At 45.8% G+C, this 11972-nt stretch carries 9 protein-coding genes; 1 reads left to right on the top strand and 8 read right to left on the bottom strand.

Annotated elements, in window-relative coordinates; genetic code table 11:
- Nucleotides 1–2007: a DNA topoisomerase IV subunit B gene (gene parE, locus LP667_RS07610; RefSeq protein WP_021731556.1), complete on the bottom strand. Its 2007-nt coding sequence runs from the start codon at nt 2005–2007 to the stop codon at nt 1–3.
- A gap of 484 nt (nt 2008–2491) precedes the next feature.
- Here parE and plsY point away from each other — a divergent pair, with 484 nt between their 5' ends.
- Complete coding sequence (plsY, locus tag LP667_RS07615; RefSeq protein WP_003644419.1) at nt 2492–3118, top strand: glycerol-3-phosphate 1-O-acyltransferase PlsY; 627 nt, start codon at nt 2492–2494, stop codon at nt 3116–3118.
- A gap of 193 nt (nt 3119–3311) precedes the next feature.
- Here the strand turns inward: plsY and LP667_RS07620 are convergent, their stop codons facing one another.
- The 7 genes from LP667_RS07620 to dprA all read right to left on the bottom strand — a co-directional run bounded on the left by LP667_RS07620 (nt 3312) and on the right by dprA (nt 11904).
- The gene (locus LP667_RS07620; RefSeq protein ID WP_021731557.1) at nt 3312–4190 is read right to left on the bottom strand and encodes an aldose 1-epimerase family protein; all 879 of its coding nucleotides are present in this window, start codon (nt 4188–4190) and stop codon (nt 3312–3314) included.
- Between the two features lie 23 nt (nt 4191–4213).
- Nucleotides 4214–5632: an ATP-dependent protease ATPase subunit HslU gene (gene hslU, locus LP667_RS07625; protein ID WP_021731558.1), complete on the bottom strand. Its 1419-nt coding sequence runs from the start codon at nt 5630–5632 to the stop codon at nt 4214–4216.
- 17 nt (nt 5633–5649) lie between these two features.
- Nucleotides 5650–6192, bottom strand: coding sequence for an HslVU peptidase proteolytic subunit (gene hslV / locus LP667_RS07630; RefSeq protein ID WP_021731559.1), 543 nt, complete (start codon nt 6190–6192; stop codon nt 5650–5652).
- Nucleotides 6176–7120 carry a tyrosine recombinase XerC gene (gene xerC, locus LP667_RS07635; protein WP_021731560.1) on the bottom strand — a complete coding sequence of 315 codons (945 nt, stop codon included), beginning with the start codon at nt 7118–7120 and terminating at the stop codon, nt 6176–6178. Before xerC ends, hslV begins: the two co-directional genes overlap by 17 nt.
- Nucleotides 7121–7197: 77 nt before the next feature.
- Nucleotides 7198–8523 (bottom strand): FADH(2)-oxidizing methylenetetrahydrofolate--tRNA-(uracil(54)-C(5))-methyltransferase TrmFO, encoded by a 1326-nt coding sequence (trmFO, locus tag LP667_RS07640; protein WP_021731561.1) that lies wholly within the window; start codon nt 8521–8523, stop codon nt 7198–7200.
- A 278-nt stretch (nt 8524–8801) separates the two neighbouring features.
- Entirely contained in the window at nt 8802–10949 is a 2148-nt protein-coding gene (gene topA / locus LP667_RS07645) for a type I DNA topoisomerase (protein WP_056988289.1), read from the bottom strand.
- An 88-nt stretch (nt 10950–11037) separates the two neighbouring features.
- Entirely contained in the window at nt 11038–11904 is an 867-nt protein-coding gene (gene dprA / locus LP667_RS07650) for a DNA-processing protein DprA (RefSeq protein WP_021731563.1), read from the bottom strand.
- Between the last annotated feature and the right edge of the window lie 68 nt (nt 11905–11972).

Here is an 11972-nt window from a genome sequence, read left to right on the forward strand (position 1 = left end):
CTATTGTTTTAGCTGTTGGGCCAATTCTTCATCGGCCTGTTCATGTGCGGATGAGACGGCCTCGTTATCTAACAATGATCCATCTTCATCTAAATTAAAGTGGACGTTACTTTCGATCCATTTCCGACGAGGTTCAACTTTGTCACCCATTAGCGTTGTGACTCGTTTTTCCGCTAGCGCCGCGTCATCGATGCGAACTCGGACTAAAGTCCGTTTTTCAGGATCCATGGTTGTTTCCCATAGCTGTTCCGCGTTCATTTCACCGAGTCCCTTGTAACGTTGGAGTGCGTAGCCTTTACCAAATGACTTGGTCTTGAGCGTTAATTCCTCATCGGTCCAAGCATATTCCGTCCGCAATTGCTTGTTTTGCTTCTTTTGCAACCGATATAACGGTGGCAGAGCGATGTAAATTTTGCCAGCATCTATCATGGGGCGCATATATTTGTAGAAGAACGTGAGTAACAGAATCTGAATATGGGCACCATCGGTATCGGCATCGGTCATAATAATGACTTTATCGTAATTACTTGCTTTAAGGTCAAATTCGGGGCCAACGCCAGCACCAATTGTGTAAATCATGGTGTTGATCTCTTCATTTTTGACAATATCAGCTAATTTGGCTTTCTCAGTATTCAATACCTTACCACGTAATGGCAAGATAGCTTGGAATTTTCGATCACGTCCTTGTTTAGCTGAACCACCGGCCGAATCCCCTTCGACTAAGAACAATTCATTCTTCTTAGCGTTTTTAGACTGCGCTGGCGTTAATTTCCCAGAAAGTAGCCGTTCTTGCTTGTGCCGCCGCTTACCATTTCGACTTTCATCACGGGCTTTGCGAGCAGCTTCACGGGCCTGCCGAGCTTTCGTTGATTTGCGAATCAACATTTGCGCAAATTCGCCATTTTCCATCAAGAAGAATTGAAGTTGTTCACTCACGATGTTATCAACGATCGTCCGGGCTTCGGGTGTCCCGAGCTTTTCCTTAGTTTGACCTTCAAATTGTAAGAGATTTTCCGGTACCCGTAATGAAATAACAGCGGATAGCCCTTCACGGACATCGGAGCCTTCCAAATTTTTATCCTTGTCCTTCAATAGGCCAACTTTGCGGGCATATTCATTGAACGCCTTCGTCCAGGCACTGCGGAACCCGACCTCGTGCGTCCCACCATCGGGCGTCCGCACGTTATTGACGAATGACAACAAATTTTCCGAATAGCCATCGTTGTATTGCGCAGCGACTTCAACTTCGACGCTTTCCTTAGTGCCATCAAAGAACATAATATCCCCAAGGGTGTCCTTATCTTCGTTGAGGTAACTGACAAACGCCTTGATACCATCTTCGTAATGGAAGACCAATTCCTGCTGCTGATTTTCCCGTTCATCAGTCAGCGTAATTTTGACACCTTTCAGCAAGAATGCGGATTCACGCAACCGTTCGGCCAACGTTTGAAAATTATAAACCGTCGTTGTAAAAATACTAGCGTCCGGCTTAAAAGTCATCGTCGTTCCAGTTGGCTTATTAGTCTTCCCTTTCTTTTCGAGAGTACCAACGGGATGACCACCATCTTTGAAGTGTTCAACGTAGCGGTAACCATCACGGATGATCGTTACCGTTAATTCGGACGACAACGCATTAACGACGCTCGCACCGACCCCATGCAACCCACCAGAAGTCTTATAACCACCCTGGCCGAACTTACCACCAGCATGTAAGACTGTTAGGATAACTTCAGGTGTTGGAATGCCAGATGCATGCATTCCAACCGGCATTCCACGACCATGATCGACAACGGTGATACTGTTATCAGCGTGAATAATCACGTTAATTTCTTTACCATAGCCAGCTAAGGCTTCATCAACGGCATTATCAACAATTTCATAAACTAAGTGATGGAGTCCGCGGCCGTCCGTAGAACCGATATACATTCCGGGACGTTTCCGAACGGCTTCTAATCCTTCAAGTACTTGGATTGAAGAATCATCATATTTTGGGCTTTTCTTGGCCATTCTCACAACTCCTTTGATATTTATAAATCTGCCTCATCAAGTAATACTTTAAGGTAACCGTAATAAAATAGTCCTAAAAGCCTCGACCTGTCAAGACGTAATCGTATTGAAAACTTCATTATCACGTATGCTCATTATCTGTTAGCATACACGTTACTGATCCAAAAAGCAAACATACGTTCGCAATAAACGATACAACTAAAAAATTAAAGCCACCTACTAGCTTACCTCATGTTGATTCTAAGCGCCAGTTCAATGAATAAACTTATTAGTGGTCACGACTAGTTCTTAAAACGCGTGACTAATTTGCTAGTTAGCGCTTTAAAGACCTTTACCGTCAGCTTTTAGCCATATAAAAATTATCAAAAAATCATTTTAATTTCATAATTTGACACGCAAACATCATTTTTTAAACCAATTAATTCCCACAATCTTAAAAAGAATGCTAAAATATTGATTGATTCTATTGCAGGAGGAACCAACTTTGAAAATAATAATTATGCTGATCATCGCCTATTTAATTGGCGCGATTCCTTCGGGTGTCATTATTGGCAAGTTTTTCTTTCACACTGATATTCGTCAAGCAGGCAGTGGTAACATCGGCACCACCAACACGTATCGGGTTCTGGGTCCGACCGCTGGGACAATTGTCATGGTGATGGATATTCTAAAGGGCACCATCGCAGCACTGCAACCGACCTTGCTGTTTCATATGAATAACCGGTATACCTTATTGATCGGACTAGCAGCCATTTTAGGACATACTTTCTCAATTTATATCGGCTTCAAAGGTGGCAAGGCCGTTGCCACCAGTGCCGGGATTTTACTGGCTTATAATTGGGAATTTTTCTTGATTGCGAGTGCCATCATGCTACTGTTAGTTTACACGACCAGTATGGTTAGTGTTGCTAGTATGACGGCCTTCCCAATCGTCACGTTGATTGCGATTTTTTACTATCAAGATTGGCTGCTATCACTCGTGGCCTTTGCATTGACCCTCTTCATCTTCTATCGGCACCGCAGTAACATTGCACGTATCAAAAATGGGACCGAATCATTGGTGCACTTCGGACTCGGTTGGCGACGTCAGCAACGGGCCAATCGCAAATAATCGCGTGACTTTCAAGACCACTTCATTATTGAGTGGTCTTTTAGTTAGGAACTGGTAAGCTTAGTTGCTGGTTTTTGGTTTTGCTATTTTAGTTAAAGTAACATGATACAATATACTTCTGTTTATCTTCCTGATCACACCAAAAAACCGGTCAAGCCTGTCGACCGGTTTTGCTAAATCATCGTAATTTTAGTTAGAAAAAGCTAATCGCATATTTGGCATCAAACGTCTGGTTCGCTGCAAGCCGATTAATGCCCATCTTATGACTTAATTGGCCATCACTATCAACGTTATCCGCAATGCCCCACCATGGCTCTAAGCACACGAATGGCGCTTCTGCGGGGTATGGAGACCACATGCCGACATATGGTGCGTCTTCGATTGTCATGGCCACCCCATGATCATCCCGATCAGTATCCAACATCAATGTCGTTTCATGATGATCCAGCGCTAAAATCAAGGCATCATCTTTAAACAAGTCTCGACTGAGCGCCAACGGTTTCGTTAAGTCAAAATCATCCGCATTAGCCGCATCATTTAACGGTGCTTGTAACGGAATATGTGAATAAACCTTCCGTGGCGCCACCGTAATTTTATAATCAGCTAAAGTTGCGGTTGAATCAGCAAGTGGCACGTTAAAGGCCGGGTGCCCCCCAACTGCAAACAGTAATTCTTGATTAGCTGGATTATGCACATTGTAGTTAACGGTTAATTCATGATCCGTCAGCGTATAAATCAAGCGTAAGCGAAACGCATACGGATACATGTCCCGCGTTGCGCTACTATCAGTCAGTTCAAGCGTTGCTTGCGTTGCCGTTTGCTTCACGACCGTAAAATCGTTATCACGGGCAAAACCGTGCTGTCCCATATGATAAGCCTGACCAGCAACGGTATATTGATCATTCTTCAATCGACCAACGATTGGAAATAACACGGGTGCGTGCCGACCCCAAAAAGTTTTGTCGGCCTGCCACATGTACTCGATACCGTCATTAGACTTGACACTACTTAGTTCAGCCCCGGCTTCGTTAATTAAAACGGTCAGGTACTCATTCTTTAATTCTACTGTCATCCGCGTAAACGTCCCCCTTATAATTATAAAATATAGCGGCTAAGATCCTTATCCTGCGCAATGTTCCCGATGCGGTCATTAACGTAGCTTTCCGTAATCGTGACTTCGCCCATTTCCATGTCTGGTCCTTCATATAGCAATTCTTCCAGGAGCTTTTCCAAAATGGTGTGCAACCGGCGCGCACCAATATTTTGGGTCTCGTGGTTAACTTTATAAGCAATCGTCGCAATCGCTTCGATGGCTTCGATCGTAAACGTTACTTTAATATTGTCAGTCCCAATCAAAGCAATATATTGCTTGATCAAGGCGTTTTTCGGTTCCGTTAAAATTTTAACAAAGTCGTCTTGACTTAGATCATCTAATTCAACGCGAATTGGAAAACGGCCTTGTAATTCAGCAATCAAATCACTCGGTTTACTTTCTGCAAAGGCTCCGGAAGCAATAAACAGAATATGATCCGTATTGATGGGCCCGTATTTTGTTGAAATTTGTGACCCTTCAACAATTGGTAAAATATCCCGTTGAACCCCTTCGCGTGAAACTTCACCAGAACCTTGTTGACCACCCTTAGTGATCTTATCAATTTCATCAATAAAAATGATCCCAGTATTTTCAGCACGAACAATCGCATCGTGATAAATGTCAGCATTGTTGACTAATTTTTCAGATTCTTCGCGGACTAAGATTTCCCGTGCTTCCGCAACTGGCATCGTCCGTTGAATCCGCTTCTTCGGCATTAAGGCCCCTAGGCTATCACCAAGATCAATCCCCATTTGGCCGAGCATATTATTATTGCCAGCAGCTGCCTGTTGTGGATCATCCATTTCGATCGTGACCTCTGAATTTTCTAAGCGGCCAGTTTTCAACTGATCTGCAACCGATAACCGTTGATTACGGACGGCATCCGTCACTTCTTCGTTATTTGCATCATCAACGTTGGGGGTCTGACCATTTTGCATCTGACTAAACATATTCATCATATTTTGGAATTCGTTGCCATTGCTTTTAGCTTGCTTCTTTTGGGCGGGCACTAATAACTTGACCAACCGTTTATCAGCAGCTTGGACCGCTTTAGCTCTTACACCGGAATAAGCCTGCTGTTTTTCCATTTCGATGGCCACGTCCACCAAGTCCCGCACCATTGATTCAACATCGCGACCAACATAGCCAACTTCCGTAAACTTAGTTGCTTCAACTTTCACAAATGGGGCGTGCACGATCTTGGCTAATCGACGCGCAATTTCCGTCTTTCCGACCCCGGTTGGTCCGATCATCAGCATATTTTTCGGGGTAATCTCTTCCTGCATTTCAGCCGACAGTTCCATCCGCCGATAGCGATTACGTAACGCGATGGCCACCGCTTTTTTGGCTTGGTTTTGGCCAATGACATAATTATCAAGTGCGGCCACAATTTGTTTCGGTGTCTTATTGATTTCTTCCATGCGAGTTTCCTCCTACATTACAAAGTTTCTGAGATGACGTTATGGTTAGTAAAAATATCAATGTCGCCAGCGATATTGATGGCCGCTTCAGCGACTTCCTTAGCACTCATGTCCTTAGCATGCAACTGCATGGCGCGCGCCGCAGCCAAGGCAAAGTTACCCCCAGAACCAATAGCTAAGACGTCGTTATCTGGGGTAATTACTTCACCACTCCCAGAAACAAGTAACATCTCATCTTTGTTCATCACGATCAACAATGCTTCTAGTTTTTGTAACGCTTGGTCACTGCGCCATTCTTGGGCTAATTCAACGGCCGCCCGCTGTAAGTTGCCAGAAAATTCGTTGAGTTTCTTTTCAAAACGATCTTCAAGGTTGAACGCATCCGCGACGCTCCCGGCAAACCCCACGACGACTTGATCATTATAAATGCGCCGAACTTTATGGGCGGTGCCCTTCATTACGACTTTTTCACCCATCGTGACTTGGCCATCACCAGCCATGGCATTATGGCCATTCTGGCGAACCGCACAAATAGTAGTTGCTTCAAATTTCACTGTCATGTTCAGTCTCCTTTGTCGATTCCCGCGTTGCCCGTGGGAAAAATTGACGATAATCTTGTTGTAAATGTTCCTTGGTCACGTGCGCATAGATTTGCGTCGTGGACAAGCTCGTATGACCTAACAGCTCCTGCACGGTCCGCAAGTCAGCACCATTATTCAGCATCTGCGTCGCAAACGTGTGCCGGAGCATATGGGGATGAATATCCGCCGTCAAGCTACTTTTTTTAACGATTTGATTCAAGACATATTCGATCCCGCCACCAGTAATCGGCCCGCCATGACGGTTAATAAACACGCTTTGGTGCGTCTGCTCATATTTGGCCATCACTGGTTGTCGGCAGACGGTTTCGTAATGTTGAAGGGCAGCGGCCGCGTACCGACCGAACGGCACGTAGCGTTCCTTATCGCCCTTCCCACGAATCAACATCATCTTAAGATCGAAATCAACGTCGGCTAATTGTAAATCGACACATTCACTCAACCGAATCCCGGTGCCATACAAAACTTCTAACAACGCCGCGTTCCGGGCCCCCATCACACTATCATCCGCATAGACGGTTTGAAATAATACGTCCAGCTCCTTTTGATAGAAAAAGCGGGGCAAGCGAGCCGCGTGTTTTTTGAGTTGGACGTACACAAACGGATTCAATTTTGCTAAATCATTCTTAACTAAAAAGTTATAGAACGACCGCAAGCTTGAAACTTTCCGAGCAATTGAATTGCGGGTCAAGTGCCGGTCATATAAATGACTCAAATAGACGTTAACATCTAACCGGTCAACTTTAGTATACGCTTTCGCACCGCCATTTGCCGTTAAGAAATCATTAAAAGCCTGAATATCTTCACGGTAAGCCGCGGCCGTCTCTTCCGAATACTGACGTTCCACCCGAATATACTTTAAAAAGAGGGTTAAATAATCCGTTTCCATGCAAAAACCTCCATACGTTGCTACTTTAGCAAAGTATGGAGGAAAACACAATTATGCACCCTGTTATAGGCGATATTTTAGTTGTTAACAGTCAACGTTTCATCTTTAAAGGTTGCTAGGTCGGCCAAGGCCCGTTCAGAAATCGCCGTATTCCGTTCGCGCTTATCACGAATGCGTTGCTTCAGCTTCGGCATGATCCCGAAGTTCGCATTCATTGGTTGGAAATTGCTAGCACTCGTGTGTGTGATATAGTGGGCCATTGCCCCCATCATCGTGTCCGTTGGGAATACTACCGGATCTAGACCTAGCGCTAACCGGGCCGCATTCGTCCCCGCAACGATCCCACTCGCCGCACTTTCGATATAGCCTTCGACGCCCGTCATTTGGCCCGCAAAAAATAGGTCAGGCCGTTGCTGCGTCTGATAAGTTGGCGTTAATAGTTTTGGTGATTTCATAAAGGTATTACGATGCATGACACCATAACGGACAAATTCAACGTTCTCTAAGCCAGGAATCAATGAAAAGACCCGTTTCTGTTCGCCCCACTTAAGGTGGGTCTGGAAGCCCACAATATTATATAGATCGCCGGCCGCGTCATCTTGACGTAACTGAACGACTGCAAAGGGTTGCTTGCCCGTCTTCGGATCTTCAAGACCCACTGGTTTAAGTGGACCAAATAGCATCGTTTGGCGCCCACGTTGTGCCATCACTTCAATCGGCATACAGCCTTCAAAGACATCCGAATTTTCGAAATCATGGGCTTCGGCCATTTCGGCATGGATCAACGCGTCGTAGAAAACGTCAAATTCTGCTTCCGTCATCGGACAATTGAGATAGGCCGCTTCCCCCCGGTCATAACGTGACTTGAGGTAAACCTTATCCATATCGATCGAATCCTTCGTTAAAATCGGTGCCGCCGCATCGAAAAAGTGTAAGTCATCTTCATCGTTGAACGCTTGAATCGATTTTGCTAAGGACGCCGCGGTTAATGGGCCGGTCGCCACGACTGTAATGCCATCTGGAAGACTCGTGATTTCTTCGTTAATGACTTCCACGTTTGGTAAATCAGTGATGGCCGCCGTAATTTCGGCAGAAAAAGTGTCGCGATCAACGGCTAGTGCACCGCCAGCTGGGACAGCGTGGTGTTCAGCCGCTTGCATCACGATCGAATCCATCTGCCGCATTTCGGCCTTTAGTAGGCCCGCCGCGTTGGCTAATTGGTTCGCCCGCAGTGAGTTTGTGCACACTAGTTCTGCAAATTGCGCCGTGTGATGGGCGGGGGTCATTTTACTTGGTCGCATTTCGTACAAGCGAACATTGACGCCCATGTTGGCAATATGCCACGCTGCTTCCGAGCCGGCTAAGCCAGCGCCAATGACGTTTACTGTTGGTATTGATGCCATCCAGAATTCCTCTTTTCTTGTTGTCATACCATTGATAGTATTGTTGTCATCATACCTGAGAAACTAGCAGAAGACAACTAATGGCATCAGCAAATCCTGCAGTGCCATGTCCATCGTCAAGCTTAAGGCGAACATTAATTTAAGTGGGCGCTTATTTTTCCGAGAAAACACTTGTCAATCAGTCGTGATGGTGAATTTTATCAATGGCTTCTCGAGAATTGTACGTGTTATTTTACAATGCACAAAAAAAGATCATCCGTAGATGACCATTTTTTGATTTATTTTTGCACATTTTCAGTATAATCGCCATTTGGACAAAGCACTTGCTTGCCACCTTTGACCTTCTTTTCGACCAGGTAATGGCCATCCTTCGGGCAATCGCGGCCAACCGGCTTATCCCAAGAGACAAAGTCACAATCTGGGAAGCGGGAACAACCATAGAAGATCCGGTTTTTCTTCGATTTCCGTTCAATGACCTGGCCCTGCTTGCATTGCGGACAAACGACACCAATTTCTTTAACGATTGGCTTCGTATTACGGCAATCCGGGAAACGGGAGCAGGCAAAGAATTTGCCGTAGCGGCCCATCTTCACAACCATTGGGGCGCCACAAATATCACAATTGAAACCCGCCAATTCGTCTTTGATTTGGATTTTCTCCATACTTTCCTCGGCCGTTGCGACTTCTTTAGAAAACGGCTTGTAGAAACTATCGACGACTTCGACCCAGTTTTCCTTACCTTCTTCAGTCGCATCCAGCTGTTCTTCTAAACTGGCAGTAAAACCGACATTAACGACATCCGGGAAGTATTCCTGAATAATATCGTTAACGATTTCACCGAGTTCAGTTGGCACAAACCGGCGCGCTTCTAATTTGACGTAGTAGCGCCGCTGAATCGTATCCAAGGTTGGCGCGTACGTTGACGGCCGCCCAACACCATTTTCTTCCAATGCTTTGATGAGGTTGGCTTCAGAGTAACGTGCTGGTGGCTGGGTAAAGTGTTGTTGTGGATCAGTCTTCGATAACTTGACCACGTCGCCCTCACTCAAATCTGGTAAGACGTTATTCTTTTCCGTCTTATCGTAGATCTTCGTAAAACCAGCAAACTTCGTCTTCGACCCGTTCGCCCGGAATTGGACGTCATTTTGGTCGATCGTGACCGCCATCGTATCGAGGACTTCAGGCGTCATCTGACTAGCCACAAACCGTGACCAGATCAGCTGGTATAACCGGAATTGATCCTTCGTCAAGTAGTCTTTGATGCTAGCTGGTGTCCGGAAGACGGATGAGGGCCGGATTGCTTCATGGGCATCCTGAGCGCCTTCTGGTAACTTGCCCTTGACAGGTTTGGTGGCCGCATATTCTGCGCCATATTCTTTATGCAAGAATTGTGACGCTTCGTGCTTGGCAATCGACGAGATCCGAGTCGAGTCAGTCCGCATATAAGTGATTAAGCCGACGCTACCTTCCTTACCACCAACGTTGATGCCTTCATACAATTGTTGTGCCGCCATCATCGTCTTACGCGTCCGGAAATTCAACTTCCGGTTGGCATCCTGTTGCATGGTGGAAGTCGTAAATGGCGGTGCTGGGAACCGTTTGCGTTCCTTTTTGACGACTTTGACGACATTAAAATCGCCATTGCGATCTAATTGGCCCAAGATTTTTTGGACCGCATCGTTGTCATCCAAAGGTTGCTTCTTACCATGGGTGCCATAAAAACTCGCCATGAATTTGGAACGGCCCTTTTGAAATTCACTATCGATCGTCCAATACTCTTGGGGTTTGAACGCTTTAATTTCATTTTCACGTTGAATGATCAAATCTAGCGCGATCGATTGCACCCGACCGGCCGATAATCCCTTTTTGACCTTTTTCCACAATAATGGACTAATCGAATAACCCACTAATCGGTCCAAAATCCGCCGGGCCTGTTGGGCATCCACTAGGTCCATATCAATTGAACGTGGTTCCTTAAAGGCGTTTTTGACCGTATCCTTGGTGATTTCATTGAAGACGACCCGGTTTTTATCCTTAGGGTCTAACCCTAATAAATAGGATAAGTGCCAAGCAATGGCTTCCCCTTCACGGTCCGGGTCAGATGCGAGGTACACGGCTTTGGCTTTTTTAGCCTCTTTCCGCAATCCCTTGATCACATCACCCTTACCACGAATCGAGATATAGTGCGGTTGATAGTCGTTATCCACGTCGACACCCATCTTGCTCTTCGGTAAATCCCGAATATGGCCCAGACTAGCAACGACTTTATAAGAACGACCTAAATATTTTTCAATCGTTTTTGCTTTAGATGGTGATTCTACAATCACCAATTTTTTAGCGGGTGCTTTACTTTTCCGCTTAGTCGCGGTTTTAGTTGCGGTCTTCCGCTTTGCCGCTGGTTTGGCTTTAGTTGTACTTGCAGCCACGCAATCAGCTCCTTACAGGTTTCATCATCATTATTATAAATATCAGTTTAAGAAATCCCTGTAATCATATTTCAAAAATTTCGTGTTGTCAAATTTTTGGTAAAAACTCTTCTATTATATGTCGTGAATTTAGGACTGGTTTGGCTCCGGCCACGATCAATTGATTGCAACCAGCCGAGAATGGGGCATCGATTGGTCCGGGTACTGCTAGAACATTGCGGTTGTTCTGTAAGGCCAAATTAGCAGTGATCAGACTCCCCGAATGGGCCTGTGCCTCAACCACCATGACCGTTTGGCATAGCCCGGCAATAATCCGGTTGCGAGCCACAAAATGGTATGGTTCAGGACCGACACCTAGTGGATACTCACTAATTAATAAGCCGACCTGACTAATCTGCTGCTGTAATTCGCGATGTTGACGGGGATAACTAATATCTAGGCCAGTTCCAATGACTGCAATTGTGGGCAAGCCAAAACGAAGGGCAGCACGGTGAGCAAAACCATCGGCGCCCTTCGCTAACCCACTAACAATCGTTACCTTTTCCGCTGCTAACGGTGCTAATAACTGAGCTACCGCCCGCTCTGCATATGATGTTGCCTGCCGGGCACCAACGACAGCAAGTTGGCGTGTCGCTAACAATTCCCGTTGTCCACGCAAAAATAAGACAAGCGGTGGCTGATAGCCTTCTAGCAACGCTAATGGATAATCAGCGTCTAGAATCGTCAAAATATCAACTTGGGCGTGTCGTTGTAAACGCCGTTGAAACGCCGCACTCCGCCAATCAGCTGTAAAGCGTGCCACTTGGCTTGGTGTTAGCTTAGCAACCCGACTAATCTTAGAAGGCTCAGTGATGACACGGCGTGACGCGCGACAATATTGTAATACCCGCACCATCCCTGCATAACCAATCCCCTGGACGACTTGTAACCGAACTAATAAACTTCGTAATTGCACGGTGCCCACCACTTTCTTTACGCATCCGGCCTGTCCCAAGATGCTGAGCAGGCACTCGCTTTAAGAAG

It is taken from the genome of Lactiplantibacillus paraplantarum (assembly GCF_003641145.1).
In the GTDB taxonomy this organism is placed as follows: Bacteria; Bacillota; Bacilli; order Lactobacillales; family Lactobacillaceae; genus Lactiplantibacillus; species Lactiplantibacillus paraplantarum.